22 protein-coding genes, 1 tRNA gene and 1 riboswitch are annotated in these 23,061 nt (G+C 44.1%); of the genes, 8 read left to right on the forward strand and 15 right to left on the reverse strand.

Annotated features, from left to right (window positions below; translation table 11 throughout):
- Nucleotides 1-107: 107 nt before the first annotated feature.
- From NSU00_RS15360 to NSU00_RS15380, 5 genes are all read right to left on the reverse strand, one after another.
- Nucleotides 108-1,601, reverse strand: coding sequence for an ISLre2 family transposase (locus tag NSU00_RS15360; protein ID WP_340703875.1), 1,494 nt, complete (start codon nt 1,599-1,601; stop codon nt 108-110).
- 321 nt (nt 1,602-1,922) lie between these two features.
- Nucleotides 1,923-2,105, reverse strand: coding sequence for a transposase (locus NSU00_RS15365; protein ID WP_133537700.1), 183 nt, complete (start codon nt 2,103-2,105; stop codon nt 1,923-1,925).
- Nucleotides 2,102-2,506 carry a hypothetical protein gene (locus NSU00_RS15370; RefSeq protein ID WP_340703117.1) on the reverse strand — a complete coding sequence of 135 codons (405 nt, stop codon included), beginning with the start codon at nt 2,504-2,506 and terminating at the stop codon, nt 2,102-2,104. Before NSU00_RS15370 ends, NSU00_RS15365 begins: the two co-directional genes overlap by 4 nt.
- Nucleotides 2,507-2,607: 101 nt before the next feature.
- Nucleotides 2,608-2,955, reverse strand: coding sequence for a hypothetical protein (locus NSU00_RS15375; RefSeq protein WP_340703118.1), 348 nt, complete (start codon nt 2,953-2,955; stop codon nt 2,608-2,610).
- 61 nt (nt 2,956-3,016) lie between these two features.
- The gene (locus NSU00_RS15380; protein WP_340703119.1) at nt 3,017-3,211 is read right to left on the reverse strand and encodes a hypothetical protein; all 195 of its coding nucleotides are present in this window, start codon (nt 3,209-3,211) and stop codon (nt 3,017-3,019) included.
- Nucleotides 3,212-3,742: 531 nt separating this feature from the next.
- Here NSU00_RS15380 and NSU00_RS15385 point away from each other — a divergent pair.
- The 5 genes from NSU00_RS15385 to NSU00_RS15405 all read left to right on the forward strand — a co-directional run bounded on the left by NSU00_RS15385 (nt 3,743) and on the right by NSU00_RS15405 (nt 7,942).
- Nucleotides 3,743-3,815: transfer RNA gene (locus NSU00_RS15385), tRNA-Cys, on the forward strand.
- A gap of 25 nt (nt 3,816-3,840) precedes the next feature.
- Nucleotides 3,841-4,047, forward strand: a complete 207-nt coding sequence (locus NSU00_RS15390; protein WP_035191069.1) for a hypothetical protein — start codon at nt 3,841-3,843, stop codon at nt 4,045-4,047.
- A gap of 970 nt (nt 4,048-5,017) precedes the next feature.
- Complete coding sequence (locus NSU00_RS15395; RefSeq protein WP_340703876.1) at nt 5,018-6,001, forward strand: transposase; 984 nt, start codon at nt 5,018-5,020, stop codon at nt 5,999-6,001.
- A 54-nt stretch (nt 6,002-6,055) separates the two neighbouring features.
- Nucleotides 6,056-7,218, forward strand: a protein-coding gene (locus tag NSU00_RS15400; protein WP_371862244.1) for an IS3 family transposase whose coding sequence is annotated in 2 segments (ribosomal slippage) — nt 6,056-6,299 and nt 6,299-7,218 — 1,164 coding nt in all. Because the reading frame shifts where the segments join, the coding sequence is not laid out codon by codon here.
- 532 nt (nt 7,219-7,750) lie between these two features.
- Nucleotides 7,751-7,942: a hypothetical protein gene (locus NSU00_RS15405; protein WP_201627968.1), complete on the forward strand. Its 192-nt coding sequence runs from the start codon at nt 7,751-7,753 to the stop codon at nt 7,940-7,942.
- A 532-nt stretch (nt 7,943-8,474) separates the two neighbouring features.
- Here NSU00_RS15405 and NSU00_RS15410 read toward each other — a convergent pair.
- The 10 genes from NSU00_RS15410 to NSU00_RS15455 form a co-directional block, all read right to left on the reverse strand.
- Nucleotides 8,475-8,921, reverse strand: coding sequence for a threonine/serine exporter family protein (locus tag NSU00_RS15410; protein WP_328013987.1), 447 nt, complete (start codon nt 8,919-8,921; stop codon nt 8,475-8,477).
- Nucleotides 8,922-8,979: 58 nt separating this feature from the next.
- Complete coding sequence (locus tag NSU00_RS15415; protein ID WP_340703121.1) at nt 8,980-9,729, reverse strand: threonine/serine exporter family protein; 750 nt, start codon at nt 9,727-9,729, stop codon at nt 8,980-8,982.
- Between the two features lie 133 nt (nt 9,730-9,862).
- Nucleotides 9,863-10,936 carry a branched-chain amino acid aminotransferase gene (locus NSU00_RS15420; protein ID WP_340703122.1) on the reverse strand — a complete coding sequence of 358 codons (1,074 nt, stop codon included), beginning with the start codon at nt 10,934-10,936 and terminating at the stop codon, nt 9,863-9,865.
- A 308-nt stretch (nt 10,937-11,244) separates the two neighbouring features.
- On the reverse strand, nt 11,245-13,047 hold the full coding sequence (locus NSU00_RS15425) for a carbon starvation CstA family protein (RefSeq protein ID WP_340703123.1): 1,803 nt from the start codon (nt 13,045-13,047) through the stop codon (nt 11,245-11,247).
- Between the two features lie 454 nt (nt 13,048-13,501).
- Nucleotides 13,502-14,344 (reverse strand): MetQ/NlpA family ABC transporter substrate-binding protein, encoded by an 843-nt coding sequence (locus tag NSU00_RS15430; RefSeq protein WP_013860819.1) that lies wholly within the window; start codon nt 14,342-14,344, stop codon nt 13,502-13,504.
- A gap of 59 nt (nt 14,345-14,403) precedes the next feature.
- Nucleotides 14,404-15,066: a methionine ABC transporter permease gene (locus NSU00_RS15435; protein ID WP_017552056.1), complete on the reverse strand. Its 663-nt coding sequence runs from the start codon at nt 15,064-15,066 to the stop codon at nt 14,404-14,406.
- Nucleotides 15,056-16,096, reverse strand: coding sequence for a methionine ABC transporter ATP-binding protein (locus NSU00_RS15440; protein ID WP_340703124.1), 1,041 nt, complete (start codon nt 16,094-16,096; stop codon nt 15,056-15,058). Before NSU00_RS15440 ends, NSU00_RS15435 begins: the two co-directional genes overlap by 11 nt.
- A 72-nt stretch (nt 16,097-16,168) precedes the next feature.
- Nucleotides 16,169-16,277: riboswitch (SAM riboswitch) on the reverse strand.
- A gap of 81 nt (nt 16,278-16,358) precedes the next feature.
- The gene (locus NSU00_RS15445) at nt 16,359-17,138 is read right to left on the reverse strand and encodes an ABC transporter ATP-binding protein (RefSeq protein ID WP_017552054.1); all 780 of its coding nucleotides are present in this window, start codon (nt 17,136-17,138) and stop codon (nt 16,359-16,361) included.
- A gap of 62 nt (nt 17,139-17,200) precedes the next feature.
- The gene (locus NSU00_RS15450) at nt 17,201-17,773 is read right to left on the reverse strand and encodes a hypothetical protein (protein ID WP_340703877.1); all 573 of its coding nucleotides are present in this window, start codon (nt 17,771-17,773) and stop codon (nt 17,201-17,203) included.
- 11 nt (nt 17,774-17,784) lie between these two features.
- Nucleotides 17,785-18,963 (reverse strand): ParM/StbA family protein, encoded by a 1,179-nt coding sequence (locus NSU00_RS15455; protein WP_017553483.1) that lies wholly within the window; start codon nt 18,961-18,963, stop codon nt 17,785-17,787.
- A 419-nt stretch (nt 18,964-19,382) separates the two neighbouring features.
- Here NSU00_RS15455 and NSU00_RS15460 point away from each other — a divergent pair, with 419 nt between their 5' ends.
- The 3 genes from NSU00_RS15460 (at nt 19,383) to pepT (ending at nt 23,015) form a co-directional block, all read left to right on the forward strand.
- Nucleotides 19,383-20,732 carry an MATE family efflux transporter gene (locus tag NSU00_RS15460; RefSeq protein WP_340703878.1) on the forward strand — a complete coding sequence of 450 codons (1,350 nt, stop codon included), beginning with the start codon at nt 19,383-19,385 and terminating at the stop codon, nt 20,730-20,732.
- 193 nt (nt 20,733-20,925) lie between these two features.
- Complete coding sequence (locus tag NSU00_RS15465) at nt 20,926-21,720, forward strand: glycosyltransferase family 8 protein (RefSeq protein WP_340703879.1); 795 nt, start codon at nt 20,926-20,928, stop codon at nt 21,718-21,720.
- Nucleotides 21,721-21,782: 62 nt separating this feature from the next.
- Nucleotides 21,783-23,015, forward strand: a complete 1,233-nt coding sequence (gene pepT, locus NSU00_RS15470; RefSeq protein WP_340703935.1) for a peptidase T — start codon at nt 21,783-21,785, stop codon at nt 23,013-23,015.
- The last annotated feature ends 46 nt before the right edge of the window (nt 23,016-23,061 follow it).

Genomic DNA, 23,061 nt, shown 5'->3' on the forward strand with positions numbered 1-23,061 from the left:
AACAACCCATAAAAACTTATAATGGTTTGAAATATTAATAGTACAGCTAAATCATTTTCAATGTTTAATACAACATTTTTAAAGCACATTCATCCATAATAATGTTTTTACCAAAGAATAAAGACTAGTATGATTTTATTATAAATTAAATTGAATTCCATTGTCAAGACGCTCATTTTACAGGTATGTGTCAAGTTTTTCCTGACAAGGTTTAAATATCGGGTATTCCAAGACACTCTTTTTGTACACTTTCGGCTACCGTGCTTTACGCCCACTGACGGGCGTACAGGCTGCTTGAGTAGTTGAGACATCCTGATGGATTGTTTCAAGTTCCATTGCTTTCTCTCGCTTCTTGAACGGTGTTTCAGATAGGCTTCTCTCAATGTGCCATTGAGCATGCCTTGTTTGATTTTCACCATGGCTTCTGCGCCAAGTTCACTCCAATGCATGCCCCTTTTTTTCATCCTGAAGGAGATATGCCTTTGATTCGATTCCATCGCTCCTAGGCCTCTCGCACCTTCCGGCACGTTTTTCACCCTGTCTCTCCAGTCAAAAATGCGGTCCCAGTTTTTCAAGATATACGAACGGAATTCCTTGATTTTCTTGAGAGCCTTTTTATCCGTCAAGGTGCTTTCGTGCGTATCCAAATATAACGTGAATTGGTCCAGGTCATGCGTTCTAATCGCTTTTCTAATTTGCTCCTTGATCTCGCTCTTTCCGCCCCCAAATGTCCTTATGATGGCTTGTGCAACGTGGTAGGTATCCAGCTGGTTGAGCACCGGAAATTCCGACTGTGAGAATGCTGTTTGAAACCGTTCAGCTGTGTACCCAGCACCTCCATCACTGTTTGTAATGACATGCGCTTTTTCGAGGGAATAGGTGTTGGCAGCTGTGGCTTGGACTTCGTCCCAAAATGTCTGAATGTCTTCCGTCGTCATGATGACTGTGGGCTGACGCAGGGAGACCCTTTTTCCATTGGTTTTCCAACCTTCATAGAGAATGGCATGGTGGACTTCCATACTCTGTTTCTTTTCCAGTCCCCGGATGAATACGCCATCTGCTTCGGAAAACAGGTAGTCTACCTTCTTCCCATCAGGCAGTGAAGCAGCTATTTCCATCTCTTCTACAAGGGCCTTGTCGGCTTCTGCCTGCGTTTTTCCTACGCGTTTCACCATTTCCCCTACAGTTGTATGACTAAGACTCACGGCTGTCCATTCTTTTAAAATATTCGCCACCTCCCGATAGGTGTTCTCACTTGCCAACTCTGCCACCTTTAATTCCACTAACGGGCTATATCTCTGGTGGGGTACCAGCCCCAAGCATTCATCCAAGGGATAATGTGGGTTCCCTCTCTTATCACGCATTAATGAACGTTTAAAAGTCACACTTCCAAATAGAAACTGAACGCTTCTGTTATCACTCCGGCAGTACTCCCAGCCTTCCTCCAACTTCTTTTGTTTAATTGTTTTATCTAACTCCTCAAATACATCCCCAACCCATTGTGTAAAAACTTTTTGCATCAGAATTTTAACCTGTTCTTCAAATTCAATAAGACTCTTTGTATCCTTTAATAATCCAGCAATTATTGATATAATATCCATGGGAAGACCTCTCTCTAGATGTTCATTTCATGGTGTACATTTAGATGATAGAGTGTCTTCCCATTTTTTTTCACTCATTTGCCCCTTCGAGTAAAATTTTACAACATACATTTTACAGCTCTGAAGAGTAAATTCATCAATTTTTAGATGTTTTATGTTAAAATGACTTATCCACATTTGGTAAATTTCTCCATCCGCTTTTTCTGTCTTTAAAGTCCAAACGAGCAGAATTTGCAAATTTCTTTTTTAAAATTGTGGATAACTTCAAAAAAACCTTTTTTCCATCACATCCTTTGCTATAATGAAGTCGTTAAGTAAACCTTACATTGGTTTACTTAAATGGGTGAAATCCTCGTCTGTTAAAATGCGTGTCCGAAGCGACTCCAACAGATTTGAGGATTTTTCTTTTGCCGTTTTTTTGAGTGCTTTTAAGATTGACGAACCCTTTTCATACAGCTGTCTAATAATATCTGTTATTTGAACTAATAAATAGTGATTTTTCATTGCTGTGTAGTTTCGCTATTGGCATGTTTGATATCGTAACGATTATTTTTTTGTTCGGTAAATCCTTGATTTTCAATCTTCCAGCGGCTTCTTCCTGCAGCGATGAGTCGTTCCACGTTCTTTTTCGTGATTTTAATATCCGTTATAAATACATACTCTTTCGATTTCCCATCCTCTGTTTTCATTGTGGCCTCCATCAGATTGACCGTTCTGTCTTTGTAGGCAATATCATTCACCCAAACTAATGAATTCTGATCCTTACTTTGTTCCAGCTCTTTTATTGCCTTAAACTCCGTCGAGATACTTTTAATTCTCCCTTCCTTAAATCTGCATATATATTTCCATTTGTGCGCCCTGCACAGATTAAATACCGTTTCACATGCATAGAGACTATCTCCCAAGATACAAATCGGTAGTCTTTTAAATATTTTTTTATTTTCCTTACCAGTCTGTCGAAGGCTTTTAATTCACAATCTTGCTTAGAAACATTTTCTGATTCATTTTAGATAAATTCGGAGGCAATACTGAGAACCATATCCCCTACGACAACCTTGGCTTCAAGTACATGGTACATATAAAGTACGTTCGTTTCTCCTCTTTCTTTATTTGTATATGCCCGTCCCAAGCAGTGTTTACAATGCTTCTCATGAAAGGTGTGTAATCCTATTCCATCAGTGATGACACCCCAGCACTTTCCTTCAATTCGATAAGACTCGAGAGATCTTTTTTTCAATAATTCTTTAATCATATACGTTCTAATTTTTTCTAATTCATTTACATCTAAGCCAGATAAAAAGTCGTTAATTGTATCATAATGTGGAAGTTCTTCAAGAGAATCTAAGCCTAACACCTTCCTACATTTTTAATACATTCTTCTTTATTAAAACTCTCACTCATGTTTCTCATGGATTTTAGGTATAATTTTTCAACATCATCGTAAATAAAAGGACCTCTGGACCATAAGTGGTATAGCTTTGATGTCGGTGGTCTGCTACCTTTTTTAGGTTATTCATCAGATCTTTGAAAAAGTGCTTCTGAATTTTAAGGAACTCGAAAAAATAATTTGCTTCTTTTTCACGATTTCTTTTTTCTTTTCTGGTAACCAAAGTAAAAACCTCCTCAAAACAGCGAAGTTTAATTAGGGCTTGCTGAACGAATCGAATTTTAGCTTATCCGATTTGTCAGTAAGCATTGCCAAATATTCGTCTAGTAAGCTCTCATTATTTAAATTATTACATATTTAGCCCCTTTTTTGGGAAGTATATTTAAATTATCCCGAAAAATTTTTACTCCTCAGAGCTGTTTTAAATTCCGGCTCCGAGGAGAAATTTTTCAATTTTTAGATGTAAGGATGCAGGTATGATCTATCAACACTTATAACATAAAATTTCGAAGATAAAGTCGAATAATACATTGCAGGTGGAAACTTTAAAAATGTCGAATTAAATAGAATTCTATAGAAAATCCCTCAAAAATAAGAAGATATCATTTTAGATAAAGTTCATTCAAAAATTAAGGTAAATTTGTACTTAAGCAAGCGAAATATTTGTTTCAAGAAAGCTATACCTCTTTTTTTGAGTTTTTTCAAGAAAATATAGTTTCATTTCATGCAAATGCATTCACTTTATATGATGAACGGTGGTATAGCCAAAAGGTAAAGGCAAAGGTCTGCAAAACCTTCATTTCCCGGTTCAAATCCGGGTACCACCTTTACTCTTAGAGTGAGGTGTAATAAATGAGTATTGAAGAAGAGCTGGAAAAATATAATCAACTAAAAATTGATTTATTAAAAATGTCGAAGTGCATAGAGGATTGCGATATATCTCAAAAAGAACTTTACCAAAACATTTGTTTGGAGTACTCTAAGGAGTTAAAAAATGCAAAGAATGCACTAGCATCAAAATATGGTATTAAAGCTTGTCAATGTTGTAATTTACCTTAGAACTCTCTTTTACGAGATTTTATAATATGTTCCTTACATCCAAAAATAGACGTAAGTTGACTGTATTGCCTGTCTGGAATTTGACGAGTTTCATTTCCTCGTATTTATCTCTAGAGAAAGGAAAAGGACAATTCCCGTATAGCTTATACGGGAATTGTCCCACCAAAAACAAATTGTATCATATTAAGCTAATTGAAAATACTAAATTTAGAGTTATATGTGTCAAGTTTTTCTCGATAAGGTTTAAAAATCGAGTATTTCAGGACACTCTTTTTGTACACTTTCGGCTGCCGTGCTTCGGTTGCTCTCCTAGCTCAGTAGTATTTTCCGAAGTGCGTAAATTGCCGTAATATTTCTGTACAAAGATGAATAAGAGGAGTTGAGACATCCTGATGGATTGTTTCAAGTTCAGTTACTTTCTCGCGCTTCTTGAACAGTGTTTCAGATAGCGTTCTCTCAATGTCCCATTGAATAAATGGATTTAGCTATTTACTTGGAAGACATTGCTGCCAACCAAAATAACAGGAAGTTAGGAAACTATTTCTATAACTCTCTTGGCGTCTAATTTAACTTTCTCTTCCAACCAAGGTATCTATAATTCCGTTTAAACCATAAGGTATTTAACTAAGAGCCCTTGCCAAAATGCTATATCCCCTGAAACTGTAAGCAGTCAGACAATTAAAGGTCGTTGATTTATTCCACTAAAGAAAAAAGACGTTTGTAGGAACATTATGACAAATGTAAAAAGAAATTGTGAGTTTTTGATTTTAATGGGGTAAATTTATTTATTATAAGTGTCTAAATTTTTCCACTTTGGTCGGTTTTGGGCGGGTTTCAATAGATTAGGCTACTCATTCCTGTGGTAAATATTGTAAAACGGAAAAGGATGATTTTTTTTGAAAAAAAAGAGCCATGAAAGCCACTCCTTTGTTAAGATATAAGTACGACCAAATATCCAGGGAGTGATTTCATGACTATTTCTATTCTAACACAAACCAGAGACTTTTCAATACAACAAAATTTGATTCCCCACAATTGGCAAGACTATGCCGATATACCATTTGTCATTCCAGCCATGTGTTTCCCATGGGAGATTTTTAAGCCGATTGAACGAGAATACTACACCCTTTTATATTTGCACCTAAAAAATGAAAGAGCACATGATCCTTCTAATGAAATACAACCGGCACTATTTTCAATAACGGAGGAAGAAGACAAGTCTGCGTCTTCATTATTTCATCTCCCTTCCACTGGGAGAAAACCGCATCCTTTCATGCCCTTTTTTCGTGCTTTTGAACTGGCCTCTTTACAGTATATTGAAGTGATGGTGGAGAGTGTCTATTTGCAAGTGAAATCAAACCCGCTATTTGCCGCCATGTGTGGATTTACGGAGAAAATTCCGAGTTACCGTTCCTTTGCTCGCTTTGATCAAATCATGACAACAAATGATCTTTGGGAAAAAGCTCGACTATTGGTGGTTGAATATAATAAAGGGGAAGGCGTGGTTGAAACGGTTGAGGAAGCAGCCGCCGTGGATACATCACATATAGAGGCAGAAGCAACGTTGAATAAAACAATGAAAACGTGTTCTTGCGAAGGAGATTGTGATTGCCCTAGAATCCTTACGGATGATAACGCAGGGGTGATGCGTAAAAGTACTGCAGTCTCCTATATTGCGCATAAATTATCAATGGTATGCGGAGTGAAATCCGGCTTGCCTTTGACACGGGAAGTATTCAAAGGAAATACACCTGATGGGAAAACATTAGAAACGACATTGGAGACGTTTAAGGCAGAGCACCCCGAGATGGCTGAGCAGTTGAGCTTTATCTTGGCAGATGGAATCTACCAAACGCCGGAAAATCAAAAAGTGACAAAGGATGTATTACAGGCGAAATTGGTGGCACCGATCAACCCACGGAACCGTAAAGATAAACCAATGATGCTAGTATAGTTTCATGGACACCCTTTAGTGAAATATAATATTAACGAAGGGATGTGTCCTGATATGGGTAACACAAGCGAAAAACGTAAAAGTTATCATGCTGAATTTAAAGAAATGGTGGTTGAGCTTTATCAAACTGGAACACCAGTAAAACAGATCTGCAGCGAATATGGCCTGTCTGAAACGACAATCTACAAATGGATCAGAAAACAAAAACCGGTTAAGCTGGATGACGGGAGCTCTTTTACCCCGGAAGAATTTCTGAACCTGCAAAAAGAATTGCACCGGCTGAAAGAGGAAAACGAAATCTTAAAAAAAGCTATGGCCATATTCGCAAAGAAGTAGATCAAACCACTGTTATATCCATGATTGACGAGATAAGAGCCAAACACCATTATGACCTTAAAACCATGTGTACGGTCCTTGGCGTGCCGAGAAGTACCTACTATCAATCCAAACAAAAAAAAGAGTCAAAAACAAAACGGGAAAACCGGGAGTTGACAGACAGAATACGAAAAATCCATACGGAAAGCAAGCAGAGGTACGGAGCGCCGAAGATCCGCCATATGCTTGAAAAAGAAGGGCTCAAAGTCAGCCTGAAACGGGTTCAGCGTTTGATGAAGGCTGCAGGCATTTATTCCATTATCAGAAAAAAGTACCGTCCCCATTCCAATAAGGGCAAGATGGAAGAACACGATAACCTGCTGAACCAGGACTTCTCAACGACAACCATCAACGAGAAATGGGTTACGGATATTACGTACATTCATACTTTGAGAGACGGTTGGTGCTACCTGGCTTCCGTAATGGATTTACATTCCAGAAAGATTGTCGGTTACGCTTTTGACCGCCACATGACGACTGAACTGGCTTTAAAGGCAGTAGAAAACGCTTATCAGGCACAACGTCCAGGTCCGGGATTGATCTTGCATTCTGATTTGGGATCCCAGTATACAAGCGAGAAATTTGCAGAATACATGGAAAAGAAGCAGTTCAAACACTCCTTCAGTAAAAAAGGTTGCCCATACGATAACGCCTGCATTGAGTCTTTCCATGCAATTCTGAAAAAGGAAGAGATCTACAGAGTCAACTATTTGAACTTTCAAGCTGCCAGAAGAGCCTTATTCGAATTTATAGAAGGCTGGTACAATCGGAAACGGATTCATAGCTGCTTGGGCTATATGACGCCACAAGAGACAGAAGACAGTATCAAAGGGGCAGCGTAGTGCTCTTCACAATTTTACAAGCATCCGCTTTACATGGAGTGGCGGGTGTGGCAGGCTTGTTTGCCATGCGAAAGAAATCATTGCCCCTTTCGCCCTTCGCATAACACCACGCCCGCAGAGGCTCCATGTCAAGCGACCAGCGATGTCATGAAAAATATGGCATGAGATCAAAATTAAATTTCACTTATTGGTGTCCAAAATATTGACTTAAATCCACAATGCCTGATGATGTAAATGTTTTTGTTCAAGTTTATACTCATTCCTTTCGCTTTACCCAAGGTACAAAACGCAATGAAATAAATGTTGCCTTGAGCGTCATTTTTATTATTCTAAAGTCAGAGGGGTAACAGTTAACTAAAAATCACGTCGAGGTGATGAAGTGACCGTGTTTATATGTGTAGATTGCCTTTCCAAGCACAAATAAGTGTGGCAGCGGACACGCAGACTTATCTTTGTATAAACATTACTCATTTATCGCTGGGCAATCAGTCAATGCTGTCTATCCCTATAATTCCGTGAAAAGAGTTTCCCTATGGCTTTAAAGATTGTTTATCCAATCTGTTGCGGAATTGATGTCCTTGTTGCCTGTATTGCTTCACCATCGGCAAGGGGGTTACTACTTACAAACACCATCGCTTTTCTACCTATACCAAATGCAAATTTTTTAAAAAATCCAGGAAAAAGCTTGCACTCGAAAGTTGATTCAACGAATAGAGAAGGGTGAATCAATTCTCCTATATATTGAGGCAAAGTTTGCTGATAAAGTCAAAACTGGTTTCGTTTAGCAAGCCCTAATTATAGAAGCCGAATACAGCTTTATCAATATACAAAATGTGTCAGTTCCTCTGCTACTATTTAAAATGCACTTTTGTTTTTCGCGTCAAAATCATTACGATCAGGATATGTTTTTTGCAAGAAAAAAGTGCAGAGTATTGCAGTATATAAATTCGTTTATACCGCATAAAAATTCAATCTGAATTCTCGCTATTAAGGGCTTGACATGGAGCCTCTGCAGCCATGATTCTTTTGCCAAGCGGCCAGCTGTAACAGATTTGGCAAACCCAAACAGGTTATCATGGCTACCCCTCCATGTAAAGCCCCTCTGCATAACCATTTGCATAGAAATTTTGCACATCTCTGCACTTTAATTTTGCAATAAACAAGGATAGACTGCTTCTGGCAACACGTAAAGAAATAGGAATGTTTAGTTCGACTTATATAGTACAGCCGGGCTCTCAAGCAAACCCGGCTTAAGGCTACTTCATTCTTTTTGGCCGTCTGTCCGGCAGTTTTTTGATAAACTGGTTCGTCACTTCAGAAGCCACCAGGCCGATCGCAATTGCAACAGAGAGAAGCAGCACTTTTGCGGCAAGCGATACGGCGCCGTTATAATCGTTTTGGACGAAGTGCCGCATGGCGTCATACGCAAGGCCGCCTGGCACAAGCGGGATAATCCCGCCGACCGTAAAAATCAAGATCGGCGTCTTATAAAAACGGGCAAACACCTGGCTGATCACCCCGACGAAAAAAGCAGCAATAAACGTACCATACACGACGTTCTGCTCATACAAGTAAAATAGAAAATAAATGCCCCAGCCGATCATGCCGGTAATCCCGCACTGGATCAACAATTTTCTCGGTGCATTGAAAAGAATGCCAAATCCCGCCGAAGCAAAAAAGCTGGTTAATAGCTGTTGGAACAACTTCCGTCACCCTTTTGAAAAACTGTAATCATGGAGATGTGTAAAAGCGCAGGCATCTTTAAAAAATCGTAAGGATAATCGCGATGCCGGCACCGATGGCAAATGAGGTCAAAAATGCTTCTGCGCCTTTTGTGACGCCGGAAAAAAGATGCCCCGCCATCAGGTCGCGCAATGCGTTGGTAATCGCCAGCCCCGGAACAAGCGGCATAACAGAACCGATAATGATTTTATCCAGTTCCCGGCCGATGCCTGCATGGACAAGGATGTAAGCCGTGATCCCGATCACAAGCGAAGCGACAAATTCAGCAAAGAAACGCACCTTTACGAACCGGTGGATGGAATGCGTGCTGAGAAAGCCAAGGCCGCCTGCAATACACGCAGGCAGAAAATCAATCCAGCCGCCTAAAAAAATGATGACAAAACAGCCACTTGAAATCGCCGCAGCCACAAATTGCAGCGAGAGAGGGTAAGCTTCCTCTTCCGTTTCAATTTTTTTCAACTGTCCATACGCTTCCTCGAGGGTGATGCCCCGGTTGCTGATTTGCCGCGAGATGCTGTTGACCTGGTCGACTTTTCTCAAATCCGTTGAACGTTCAGAGATGCGGATCAACTTTGTCAGTTCCGCCCCGTCCAGTGAAAAAATAATGGCTGTTGGGGTGACAAAGCTGTGCGACCCACTGATCCCGGCAGCTGCAGCAATTCTTGACATCGTATCTTCCACACGGTACGTTTCCGCGCCGCTCATCAGCATGATTTTTCCGGCTAATAGGCAAACCTTCATGACCTGCTGGGCTTCATTCTGATACATGCTCATTTCTCCCTATCGATTCACCTGCAATTATTTAACCACAGTTTGCCGGCCATTAAAATAGCCGGCTCCATTTTTCAGGGCCGGCTTTTTATTGAAAAACTGGCTAAACGCGCCGTCTTCAATGTCAAAATTATTTAATTTCGACGGTCCAATTGAGCGGATCTTCCGTTTTTCCGAGCTGGATGCCGGTTAAAGCATCATAAAGCCGGTTTGCAACCGAATCCGGCGTTTCAGCATTTGGAAGCTTCATCGCAATATCCTTCCAGCCGAGTTCGCCAACAGGGGAAATCACAGCTGCCGTTCCTGTGCCGAACACTTCTTCCAGATGCCCTTTTTTATAAGCGTCATAAATTTCATCAATGGAAATTTTCGTTTCCTTTACAGGGACATTCCAGTACTTCAGCAGCGCGATAACGGAGTCTCTTGTGACACCGCCGAGAATGCTGCCGTTCAGTTTCGGAGTGACGACTTCTCCGTTGATTTTAAAGAAGATGTTCATGCTGCCGACTTCTTCAATATATTTTCTTTCCACACCGTCCAGCCAGAGCACCTGGTCGTAGCCCGACTCCTCTGCTTTTTCCTGTGCTTTCAAACTTGCTGCATAATTGCCGCCTGTTTTTGTAAAGCCGACGCCGCCCGGGACAGCCCGGACATATTCGTCTTCCACATAAATGCGGACAGGTTTCAGCTGGTCGCCGTAATACGAACCAACAGGAGAAAGGATAATCATGAATTTATATTCGTGTGCCGGGTGTACGCCAAGGCTGGGCTCCGTTGCAATAATGAACGGGCGGATGTAAAGCGATGTCCCTTCCCCGTCCGGAATCCAGTCCTTTTCAAGCTTAACAAGCTGCTTAATGGCATCAAGCACAATGGTCTCGTCTATTTGCGGGATGCTTAACCTCGCGCAAGACACATTCATCCGGGCAACATTTTTTTCAGGCCTGAACAACAGAACCCTGCCGTCCTTTGCGCGATAGGCTTTTAATCCTTCGAATACAGACTGGCTGTAATGGAATACCATTGCTGCCGGATCCAATACAAGCGGTGCGTACGGTGTTATTCGTGGTTGGTGCCAGCCTTCTTCGTCATTATAGTCCATGACAAACATATAGTCCGTGAAATGTTTGCCAAAACCCAATGATTCAACAGCCGGTTTTTCCTTTTTCACATCTGCTTTCACTAATTCGATAACCTGATTCAAACCGATAGCATCCCTTTCTAATACGTGAAATTATTATTTTCGATCTATTATAACAACTTTACGGAGAAAAGACCAGAGGCTTTATGAAATTTTTAAAATTTTTTGAGTGAAGCGCTTTCCGAACCAATAGCAGATACAACTTTAGACTCCCCCTGTAAAACAGGCTGCATACATGATAAAAGCGGCGGGGCCACGGTAAATCGTGTCCCGCCGCTTTTATCTGATATCCCCCCCCAAGAATGCCTGTACATTAAACCAGCTGGTGCATGCAAAGTTTTTCCTTTAAAGCGGATTCGGCAAGTTTTGCATCAAGCCTTCCTTGCCGATGCCTCCAAATCCGGCAGGGCAGGCGTTCTCAGCAGGCTGTACCAGTTCTTGAAAGCGGAGATCATAATGACGAGCCCGAGAATGAGCATAATGATCGACAAAATGCCGTTCAGTACATTGTAGCCCGGCGCGGCATGGTTCAGGTAAACATTTTTCACCATCCAATAGCCGGCATAGTTCACCGTAACATACAAATACGCAAGCGGAATCAGGCAAGTGAACATATACCGTTTTTTATCGGCAATTTTCAAAATGACGGTTGCCCCGACAATCAGCCCGATCGAGGCCATCAGCTGGTTCGATACGCCGAACAGCGCCCAGACTGAACCGATATCGCCGGAGTAAAGCAAATAGCCCCACATGAAGCAGGCCGCGGCGCTTGTGAGAATGGATCCCGGTAGCCAGTCGGTCTTTTTGAGCGGTTTATACAATTCCCCTAAAAAGTCTTGCAGCAGGTAGCGCGCGACCCGTGTCCCCGAATCGATCGCCGTCAGGATAAACACGGCTTCAAACAAAATGACAAATTGATAGAAATAGGGTGCAAGATTGCTAAACCAGTGGATTTTTGTAAAAATATACGTCATGCCGACTGCAAGCGTTACCGCACCCCCGGTTCTGCCAGCCAGGTCCATCCCGATTTCACTGCTTAAATGCGGAAGATTGACAACATGCATGCCGAGTGTCTTAAAGACTTCCGGCGTGGAGTTGATGGCAAAGTAATCGGCGGGCTGCAGGGCGGTCGCAGCGACAAGCGCCATCACGCCGACAAGCGATTCGACAAGCATGGCGCCAAATGCAACCGGCTTGATATCCGTCCATTTATCGAGCATTTTCGGCGTTGTGCCGGAGCCGATAAAGGCATGGAAACCGGAAATCGCACCGCAGGCAATCGTGATCGAAATAAACGGCCAGACCGGTCCTGTCATCGTCGGGCCGCCGCCGTGGATAAATTGCGACAGCGCCGGCATATGAATCGGCGGATTAATGATAAATATACCAATAATGAGGGCAATAAATACGCCGATTTTCATAAAGCTGCTCAAATAATCACGCGGCGCCAACAGCAGCCATACCGGCAGGGCCGCAGCAAAAAATGCATAAGCCGGAAGAATAATGGCCAATCTTTTCGGATCAAACGTAAGCCATTCGCCAATTACCGTATGGCGGATCCACGGCCCGGCAAAAACGCCCGCTACGATCAGGAGGAAACCGATCGTTGTGGTCAGCTTCAAATTGCCGGTTTTTTTGTAAAACAAGCCAACGCCCATTGCAACCGGGATCGTGATCCCCACGGAAAAGGTGCCCCATGGGTTACTTTGCAGGGCATTTACGACAACCATGGAAAGGCCGGCCATCGTAATCACAATAATAAACAGCATGGCAAGGCCTGTACAGAACCCGGCAACCGGCCCCATTTCCTCTTTCGCCACTTCAGAAAGCGATTTCCCTTTCCGGCGCATGGAGGCAAAGAGCACGACAGCATCGTGTACGGCCCCGCCGATAACAGCGCCGATCAAGAGCCATAAGAGGCCCGGCAAGTAGCCGAACTGCGCTGCCAAAATGGGTCCGACAAGCGGGCCTGCAGCCGCAATCGCCGCAAAATGGTGGCCGAACGTCACCCATTTATTGGTCGGCACATAATCTTTCCCGTCGTTAAACTCATGTGCCGGCGTCGGCGTATCATTGTTCAGCTTTAACACCTTTACGGCCATAAACGTACCATATAAACGATAAGCAATCATTAAGATACAGATGGAGCCGATTACAATTGTAATCGCATTCATTTGGTGAAAGCCTCCTTTTTTGTCATTCTCAACGCTTATATTTTATAAGTTATGCACGCTGTAAAAGCGGTTTTCCGGCAAAATGCAAATATCCAAGGATAAGAGGGCGAATCTAGAATAATATTCCACTTGGCTCGCCTCCCTTATAGGTAAATATATTCTGATAAGATTTGAAAGTCAATAACTTTTGCAACTTCTATAACTTATTTTCAGCAGTTAGCAATCCCCCCTTTGTTTTTCCACCCGTCCGTATTGAAAACCCTTTCTTCCATTATAGATGACTTCCCCGGTTTTAGGAAAGTAAAAAAAGCAACGGTCCAAAACCCAAAATCAATTAAAAAACGGCGGGATACCGGTCTAACCGTATCCTGCCGTTCTTTCTGCCATGGGGCGGATAAACCGCCTGTCTGAAAGCCCGCTGTTTTTCAGGGGGCTGCTGTGAAACTTTTTGCCGTCATTGTGTTTGCTTATAGTCTTTTAAATACGATACCGGTTTATTGACCGGGACGGCTGCGCCTTTATAATGCTTTTTGATAAAGTCGGAGACTTCTTTTGAATGATAAATGTTTACAATTTCTTTCAGCGTTTTGTCATTCTTGTCTTTTGTCCGGGCTGCGATAATATTGATATACGCTTTGTTGCCCGCATCTTCACGGAAGATGGAGTCATTCGTCGGGTTTAAGCCAGCATTAATGGCCATATCGCAATTGATCACAGCGAGTGCCGAATCATCTAGGCCGCGCGGTGTTTGGGCGGCATCCACGGCAGTAATTTTCAAATGTTTCGGGTTTGAAGCGACATTTTCAAGCCCGCCTTTGCCTGTGAAACCTTTTTTCGTCGTAATCAAGCCGGCTTTTTGCAGCAAAAGCAAAGCCCTTCCGAGGTTCGTCGGGTCTTTCGGAATCACAACCTGGTCGCCGTCTTTTACTTCGCTGATCTTTTTATACCTTTTCGAGTAGATCCCCATCGGCCAGATATTCGTTGTGCCGATCGCCGATAGCTTCAGATTGCGTTGTTTTATAAAGTCATCGAAATAAACAACCGTCTGGAATGCGTTAATATCAATTTCCCCGTCGCTTAATGCGAGGTTCGGCTGAACATAGTCGTCAAAGCGGACAATCTTGATATTGATATTTTTCTTTTTCGCAAGTTTCTGGATTAAATTCCATGTCGGCACTTCAGAAGTGGTTGTCCCGACTTTGATTGTCTTTGTGCTTGTGCTGCCCGAATTGTTTTTGGCCCCGCATCCTGCCAAAACCAGGATCAGCCCCAATAATAGAATCGCAAATTTTTTCATCGCTCTAAGTCCCCCTGCATTTCATTTTTTATAAAAAGGTGTAACCCATTTTTCCAATATTATTTTCTCCGGATTTTCTTGGAAAGAAAGTTGCCCAATGTCTGGACAAGCTGGGTGAAAATAACCAGCGTGATAACGGTAACGATCATGACGCCTGTCTGAAACTGGTTGTAGCCGTACGTGATCGCCAAATCCCCGATCCCGCCGGCACCGACCGCGCCCGCCATCGCGGAAGCCCCGATCAGCCCGATGGTGGCAATCGTTAAATTGAGCACCATGGACGCCTTTGCCTCCGGAAGCAAAAACCGCCAAATAATCTGCCAGTTCGTCGCCCCCATTGACTGCGCAAGTTCGATTGTCCCTTTGTCGACTTCAAGCAGTGAACTTTCAATGAGCCGCCCGATGTAAAAAGCAGTGTACAAAACGAGCGGCACAATCGCTGCCGTTGTTCCGATCGCTGTCCCGACAACCCAGCGCGTAAACGGAATGATCGCGACAACGAGAATAATAAACGGGATCGACCGGAAAATATTGATAATCACATTTAAAATATTAAAAATCCATTTGTTTTCCCAAATGCCGTTTTCCCGGGTAATAACGAGGATCACGCCGACCGGAACGCCGATGATGATGGAAATGATTAATGATACAGCCACCATATACAGCGTCTGGCCCATTGCCGTGAAAAATTGCGGCCAAAACCATGACCAATCAAATGCCATTTTTCTCCACCTCCCGAATGATGGCTTCGTGATCGTTGATGTACTGAATGGCCCGCTTCATTTCTTCCGGGTCGCCTTTCAATTCGACAAGCAGGTTGCCGAAAGGAATGCCCTGAAGTTCGGTGATCATGCCATGAAGCACATTCAGGTCGATTGAAAAATGTTTTGCCGTATTGGATAACAGCGGCATATTGGTGGAAGCTCCTTTAAACAGGATCCGGTAAATGCCGTGCGGATTGTCTTTGCTGCTTTCATCGATCAGTTTTTGCACCGACGGCGGAATCGAATCATTCAGCACGGTTTTCACAAAGCTTCTCGCAATTTGCGTTTTCGGTTCTGTGAACAGGTCGATTACCGGGCCCTGCTCCACAATTTTTCCGCCGTCCAGCACTGCCACTTTATCACAAATGTCACGAATGACGTTCATTTCATGGGTGATCATAAGAATCGTGATGCCCAGCTCGTCCCGGACTTTCCGCAAAAGGGCAAGCACGGCTTCGGTCGTATTCGGGTCAAGGGCCGATGTTGCCTCGTCACAAAGCAGGATGTCCGGGTCTGTCGCAAGGGCTCTTGCAATGCCAACCCTTTGTTTCTGGCCGCCTGACAACTGGTCAGGGTAGTGGTGCATTCTCTCTTCTAACCCGACAAAAGACAATAATTCTGCCACTTTTGCCTTTATTTCTTCCTTCGGGCGGTGTTCCAGCACAAGCGGCATGGCTACGTTTTGAAAAATCGTCTTTGACTGAAGCAGATTGAACTGCTGGAAAATCATGCCGATTTTTTTCCGCTCTTGGCGCAGCTTTGCAGGCGGCAGGCGCACAAGGTCGATCCCGTTAACGAGCACTTTCCCAGAAGTCGGCCGCTCGAGCAGATTTACGCATCGGATCAGCGTGCTTTTCCCGGCGCCGCTGTAGCCGACCACCCCGAAAATTTCCCCTTTTTCAACACGCAGATTGATGCCTTTTAACGCTTCAACCTTTTTGTCCTTCCCTTTGCCGTATACTTTATGAATATCTTCTAATACCAGCATGTTGAAATCTCCTTCTGTTCCTTTTAGCAAAAAAAAACCCGCTTTCATTCGAAAGAGGTTTGCCGGTCAAGTGACTTATCTCTCAGAATGAACCATTCTGCAGGAATTAGCACCTTTCAAAAAAAGATTTGAAGGTTGCTGGACGTCATCGGGCCTGTCCCTCAGTCTCTCTGGATAAGTTATTCATTTGTTATATTTAAATATTAGTGGACGGCTCGGGATTTGTCAATTCATTATTTTATATTTTTTTGTTTTCCAATCATCAGACAACTTGAAACAAAGCCCGGTTTCCGCGCCACTCCACCTGAATTTCATGCTCAAAAAAGCGGGAAAGCACTTGTTTTTCAATCATCTCGGACGTGCGGCCCTGCCGGAAAACTTCCCCGTTCCTGATCAGCAATGTCTTTTGGAAAGCGGGGGAAATTTCTTCCGGATGGTGCGTCACATATACAAGCGCCGGGCCGTTCTCATCTTTTGCCAGCTCTTCCACACTTTCCAGCAAAATTTCCCGGGCAAATAAATCCAGCCCGTTGCAAGGCTCGTCCAAAATTAAGATGCGCGGTTCCGCCATTAACGCGCGCGCGATTAAAAGCTTCTGCCGCTCTCCTTGCGAACAATGTCCATAAGCACGGCCATAAAGGGCGGCACAATGCAATTGTTCCATCAAGCGCAAGGCTTTTTCTTCGTCTTCTGCATCCACCACTTCATACAGCCCGATCGATGCATATTTGCCGCTGATGACCACATCGCGTGCAAGCTGGGTGCGCGGTATCCTTTCCTGGATGGAGGAGCTGACCCAGCCGATTGATTTCCGCAGTTCCGGCAGGCTTGTTTTTCCGAACGCTTTGCCGAGCACCTTGATGCTGCCCTTTGTCGGCCAGATATACCCGTTGATCATATTGAGCAAAGTGGTTTTGCCGGAACCGTTTAAGCCGAGGACAGCCCAGTGCTCCCCTTTTTTGACCGTCCAGTGAATGTCCGAGAGCAGTTTTTTGCCGTCGCGCACCAGGCTCACACCAGCAACTTCGATTATATTTTCCATCTGTTCCATCCCCTTACATTTCGTACAAGTTTTCAGGCGCACAGGGGTTCACCCTGCGCCCTTCATTTATTCATGCTTGCGAGAAAATCCCCGAGCAGGTCTTCCGCATCTTCTTCTTTTTCCGGCGCTTCCGCTTCAGGGGGTGCCGGTTCGGCGGCGGCAGTTCTCCAGTCGAACGCATCAAGATCATCCGAACCGGGCGGCTCACCACCGGATTGAACCGGTTCCAGGTCTGCTTCTCCACTGGTTTGCGGCAATTCGTCTTCCTGTAAAAAAAGCGTATCATCCATAGAAACAGGTTGTTTCGAGAGGGCCGCAAAAAGCGAAGTCGCCCGGAGCGGATCCTGAATCAGCTCGTAAACAATGCTGCCGAGCATTGCTTCCGAATGTTCATGCTTCAGCCAATCATGCTGCACTTTTGTCAGTTTGCGCGGCAGCGGAATTGTAATCGTTTCTTTGTCTTTTACAAGCGACTGGTTCACGCCCTGTATCACATACCCGGCTATTTTAGCGGAGAAGTTCCGTTTCTCTTTTTCTTTTAACTTTGACAGCTCTTTTAAAATATGATCGGGCGTATCCTGGGGGATCCGGAACGCAATCGTCTGGCCCCGCTTCATCCCGCTTTGATTTTCCATATTTTTTCACCTTATTTGGATTCGACCGGTTTCTTTCCTTTGTCTTCCGGTTTATTGTTTTTCCTCACATAATCCGAAATTAATTTGTAGTAAGCATTGGCCATCATCCAGATGCTCTCTTTTTCATCTTCAAAGAAGTCGATATTGTAGCCATCAAGGCTGTTGTTCAGCGTTTTTAAGTAATCTTTCAGGACAACAGAGCCGCCGCCGACAAAATAGCAAATCTCTGTTTGCGAGTTTTTCTGCCAAACGTTCCGGAGCAGGCGGTATTGTTTCTTCGCAAGGTCAAACAGGATGCGGTCTGTAATATCGTGCACGCTTGTCCGGCTGCCTTTCACCATAATATGGTTGCGGTCATGCTTTTTCGTGATAATATCGACCACATCGCGGCGGCTGTCCAGTTCGACCCCGTATTTGACGCGGATTTCTTCACGGATCTGTTCAAGCGCTTCTGATACGCCGAGATTAAAGCCCTGCGCCCGGTCATCATCGACTGTCCTGTTTTTGATCACGGCGATATCCGTTGAGAGGCCGCCGATATCCTGGATCAAAATGCGTTTGTCAATCAAATCGCGGTTAATGATGTTTAAATCGTTATCCATGACGAGATTGATAAAAGCGGCAAAGCCTTCCGGATACACTTTGATTTCGTCAAACTTCAGGTTGACTTTCAATCCCTGATATTTCGGCGTGACAAGAAATTCCACCTGGTGGACGGATCCAAGCAACTGCGACCGGTAGCCCGCATCTTTCCCCTCTTTTACTTCGCGGAGCGGCAGGCCTGTCCCAAGTGTGTAATTGGCATCAATCACATTCTGGTTGCGGGTAAAAACTTTGGCGTTTTCTTCCCTTACTGCGTCAAGCGCAAGGCTTGTAAAAAGCAGGACGAGGGTCTGGTCCTCTTCCGATTTGCTGCTCCCAGGGTCCAGTTCGGTTGCATTATCACTTTTGGTTGCGAGCTCCCCGACACGGTAAATCACGTTATTTTCCTTTAAAGCAGGGGAGTGGACTTTTACATGGATGCCTTCAAGCGGATCTTTGCTGTCCAGTTCCTCAATGCCGATTACCGGCCGGTCTTCTATATCCCGCGCGATGACGTTCGGGATATTGAGCTCATACTCCATTTTTCCAAAAATGCCTTTTAAAGAATCATTGCCTACATCGACTGCGGCAATCCGCGTCTTTCCCATTCATTTTTCCTCCCTGTATCGCTTTCTTTGGCTTACTCTAAGAATATCTGAGTCTATAAAAATAATCAATACTCTGAACTTTTTTAACGAAAATGTAAACTTGTTTGCGGCTTGTAAACTTTTGAAAAATGTTGCCATAAAGCCATGTTTACAGCTTTGCAAACAAGTTTGCATTTTTGTATACAAGTGTTTGCGCTTGTGTAAACATGTAAACAGATTTGAAAACATGCAAACAAATACGCAAATAGGAGCAATATCCGCTCCTCCATAAAAAATTCACGGGTTTTTCCAAAATTCCAATTGACAGTGCGGCAATAAAGGCTACAATGTTTCATAGTATTGAAGAATGAACATCCACCAGGCCTGGCAACAAAACCGGTATAAAAGGCTTGGGGTATCATATAAAAGGGGGGAAATTGTTGACAACACAACAGCAATATTACAAAGACCAGACCCTGTTTCAGATTTCTTGGCCGCTCTTTATTGAGCTTTCTTTGCATATGGGGATCGGGATCATCGCAACCCTTATGCTCGGCCACTACGCCGATGATGCGGCTGCCGGGGTGGGCGTGGCCAACCAGCTGTTGAATATGTTTATTCTCATTTTTAATGTCACATCCGTCGGTGCAATTATCCTGATCGGGCAGAATCTTGGCGCCGGGAAAATGAAAGAGGCGCGCCAGGTCGCCCATTCCGCTTTCGGGCTGAATTTTTGGTTCGGCCTTGCCGTCGGGCTTTTTGTTTTTCTGTTTGGGCAACTGCTCCTCGGGTTTTTCGACATTCACGGAAGGGTTTATCAATACGCGCTGACATTTGTCAAAATTTGCGGGGCTTCCCTGTTTCTCGAGTCCATCTCCCTTGCTTTAAGCGCAGTGCTGAGGAGCCACGGTTATACAAAAGAGTCGATGCTTGTCACCGTTATAATGGATTTAATCAGCATCTTCGGGAACATTTTGGCCATTACGGGCATTTTCGGGCTCCCGGTTACAGGCGTCATCGGGGTATCGTGGGCCATTGTGGTTGCCCGCGTTTTTGCGGTATCGGCGCTTCTTTTCCTTGTCTACCGCAGGCTCACATTGAAAATGGGCATCCGTGATATCATTTCTATAAAGAAAGAAGATATCCGTGCATTGCTTGAGATTGGAATCCCCTCAGCCGGCGAAAATTTTTCCTACCAGTTTTCCCAGCTGGTGATTACCGGGTTTATCGCCGTACTCGGGGAAGCATCCCTGGCTGCGCGCGTTTATTTAAATAATATTTCGATGATCTGTTATTTGTTCACCCTCGCCATTGCATCCGGCACCCAGCTGCTTATCGCCCGGTATGTCGGTGCAAAAACGTATGAACGCGCTCTAAAACGCGGGATGAAAACTTTAAAGATTGCCATGATGGCTTCTTTCTTTACTTCGCTGGTGATTGCGCTCATCGGCTCACCTGTTTTGCACGTGTTTACGAAAAGCGAAGACATTCTCGCCGTCAGCATCCCGATTCTTTGGGCCATTGTTTTTACAGAACCGGGGCGGGCCATGAATATCGTGCTGATGAGTTCGCTGAAATCAGCAGGCGATGTCCGCTTCCCGGTCATGATTGGCATTTTTTCCATGTGGGTATTTGCAGCCGGTTTAAGCTATGTCCTTGGGGTGCATTTCGGGCTTGGGCTGCTCGGTATTTGGATTGCCCAGGGCATTGATGAATGGTTCCGGGGCATCTTTGCCACCCGGCGCTGGCTTTCAAAGCCTTGGGAAAGACTGTCACTTCTCAGAGCCTGACCATTTTTATGGCAGGCTTTTTTCTGTGGAAACGCCAGAGGGTGCAATGTTTTCTCACCTATAAGGGCACGAGCGGGCAGTGATGATTGTACGATGAAAAAGGCCCGTACCCGGAACCCAAAAGGATTGTTAGCAGAAAAAGAAACCTGTATCATGGAAGTAGTTGAAACTACAGCCAAAAGGTGGAAAAGCCATGAATATCCTTGTTACGTTAAATGAAAATTACCTTCCTCCCCTAAAAGTGTTAATAAACTCTCTTGTCCAAAACAATCCTGAAGAAGAGTTTTCGATCTACCTGCTGCATTCCACCATTTCTGAAGAAAAACTTTCCGAGTTACATCACTATGTTGAAGAGAAAGGACACCATTTTTTCCCGGTCCGGATTCCGCCGGATCTGTTTAAAGATGCGCCTGTCCTCAGGCATTACACTTCAGAAATGTACTACCGGCTTACTGCCCACTTGTTTTTGCCGGCGCATCTTGACAGAATTCTTTACCTCGATCCTGACATTGTCTGTATCAACCCTGCTGCCGCATTTTATTATACAGATTTTGAAGGGCATTTTTTTATTGCATGCGAACATGAACACTCGGCAAAAAAGGCCCGCCTGATCAATAAAATGCGCCTGCGGACACCGAATGCAAAAGGATATTTTAACACCGGCGTTCTCCTCATGAATTTGGAACTGATCCGGCAGCATGTTAAAGTGGAGGACATCTTTCAATTTATTGAAGAAAATAAACTGAAACTGCTCCTGCCCGATCAAGATGTATTCAATGCCTTGTTCTGGAACAAAATAAAACCTGCCGAAAGCTACCGGTATAACTATGATGCCCGGTTTTTTGAACGTGCCGCGTTGATCAAAAAACAGGATATAGAGTCGATCAAAAAGCACACCGTATTTATCCATTATTGCGGAAAAGACAAACCGTGGCACCCGAATTATAAATATGCGCTCGGCACTTTTTACCAAAAATATTGCGAATAAATACAAGCTTTTGGGCTGGGTTTGGTAAAATATAGACATACTGAAAATGAGGAGTGAAGATGATGAAAGAAGCGTTAATGAAAAGATTTACTACATACGTTAAGGTCGACACACAGTCTAACGAAGAGAGTGTCCATTGCCCTTCCACAGACGGGCAATGGACACTCCTCCGCATGCTTCGCGATGAGCTGGAATCAATCGGCATGGAAGAAGTCCATCTGGATGAAAACGGCTATCTTTTTGCCACCTTGCCAGGCAATACCGATAAAGAAGTCCCGGTAATTGGATTTTTGGCACATGTCGACACGGCGACAGATTTTACGGGGAAAAACGTCAATCCGCAGATTGTCGAAAACTATGACGGGAAAGCCATCGTTTTGAACAAAGAACAAGGGGTTGTCCTGTCTCCGGATGAATACCCGAACTTAAAAAATTATATCGGCCAAACTTTGATTACAACGGACGGCACGACCCTGCTCGGCGCCGATGACAAAGCCGGCGTGGCGGAGATTGTGACGGCCATGGACTATTTGCTTAAGCACCCTGAAATCAAACACGGCAAAATCAGAGTCGCTTTTACCCCGGATGAAGAGATCGGCAGAGGGCCGCATAAATTTGATGTGAAAACGTTCGGTGCCGATTTTGCCTATACGATGGATGGCGGCCCGCTCGGTGAACTCGAATATGAAACGTTTAACGCCGCTTCCGCTAAAATTACAGTCCGCGGCAATAATATCCACCCTGGGAGCGCAAAGGGGAAAATGGTCCATTCGGCAAAAATTGCGATGGAACTGCACAACCTCCTGCCCGAGGATGAAGTGCCGGAACGGACGGAAGGTTATGAAGGATTTTATCATCTCCTGTCCATCCACGGAGATGTCGAGCAAACAAAACTGTACTACATTATCCGCGACCATGACCGCGAAAAATTCGAGGCAAAAAAGGCAAACCTCCAGTCGATTGTCAACCGCTTAAAAGAAAAATACGGTGATGAAAATATTACGCTAGAGTTGGCCGACCAATACTACAACATGAAAGAAAAAATTGAACCGGTAAAGGAAATTGTCGATATTGCGCATGACGCCATGAAGAGCCTTGGCATTGAGCCGGTCATCTCTCCTGTCCGCGGCGGCACGGACGGGTCACAGCTGTCTTACATGGGGCTGCCGACGCCAAACATTTTTGCCGGCGGGGAAAACATGCACGGCAAATACGAATACGTTTCAGTGGAAACAATGGAAAAAGCCGTCCAAGTCATTGTTGAAATTGCAAAACGGTTTGAAGCAAGAGCGTAAACAAAACAGCCGATATTTCGACTGCCGGGGCTTTTAAAAAGGCCAG

It is taken from the genome of Weizmannia sp. FSL W8-0401 (assembly GCF_038009125.1).
GTDB lineage: Bacteria > Bacillota > Bacilli > Bacillales > Bacillaceae_C > Weizmannia > Weizmannia coagulans.

Bases quoted from the DNA above. Each gene is read 5' to 3' on its own strand.
- pepT (WP_340703935.1), top strand. From the start codon at position 21,783: ATGAAAGAAGCGTTAATGAAAAGATTTACTACATACGTTAAGGTCGAC.
- NSU00_RS15440 (WP_340703124.1), bottom strand. From the start codon at position 16,096: ATGCTGGTATTAGAAGATATTCATAAAGTATACGGCAAAGGGAAGGAC.
- NSU00_RS15465 (WP_340703879.1), top strand. From the start codon at position 20,926: ATGAATATCCTTGTTACGTTAAATGAAAATTACCTTCCTCCCCTAAAA.
- NSU00_RS15390 (WP_035191069.1), top strand. From the start codon at position 3,841: ATGAGTATTGAAGAAGAGCTGGAAAAATATAATCAACTAAAAATTGAT.
- NSU00_RS15365 (WP_133537700.1), bottom strand. From the start codon at position 2,105: ATGAAAAATCACTATTTATTAGTTCAAATAACAGATATTATTAGACAG.
- NSU00_RS15450 (WP_340703877.1), bottom strand. From the start codon at position 17,773: ATGGAAAATCAAAGCGGGATGAAGCGGGGCCAGACGATTGCGTTCCGG.
- NSU00_RS15395 (WP_340703876.1), top strand. From the start codon at position 5,018: ATGACTATTTCTATTCTAACACAAACCAGAGACTTTTCAATACAACAA.
- NSU00_RS15360 (WP_340703875.1), bottom strand. From the start codon at position 1,601: ATGGATATTATATCAATAATTGCTGGATTATTAAAGGATACAAAGAGT.
- NSU00_RS15430 (WP_013860819.1), bottom strand. From the start codon at position 14,344: ATGAAAAAATTTGCGATTCTATTATTGGGGCTGATCCTGGTTTTGGCA.
- NSU00_RS15415 (WP_340703121.1), bottom strand. From the start codon at position 9,729: ATGTATCAGAATGAAGCCCAGCAGGTCATGAAGGTTTGCCTATTAGCC.
- NSU00_RS15435 (WP_017552056.1), bottom strand. From the start codon at position 15,066: ATGGCATTTGATTGGTCATGGTTTTGGCCGCAATTTTTCACGGCAATG.
- NSU00_RS15425 (WP_340703123.1), bottom strand. From the start codon at position 13,047: ATGAATGCGATTACAATTGTAATCGGCTCCATCTGTATCTTAATGATT.
- NSU00_RS15405 (WP_201627968.1), top strand. From the start codon at position 7,751: ATGGCTTTAAAGATTGTTTATCCAATCTGTTGCGGAATTGATGTCCTT.
- NSU00_RS15455 (WP_017553483.1), bottom strand. From the start codon at position 18,963: ATGGGAAAGACGCGGATTGCCGCAGTCGATGTAGGCAATGATTCTTTA.
- NSU00_RS15445 (WP_017552054.1), bottom strand. From the start codon at position 17,138: ATGGAAAATATAATCGAAGTTGCTGGTGTGAGCCTGGTGCGCGACGGC.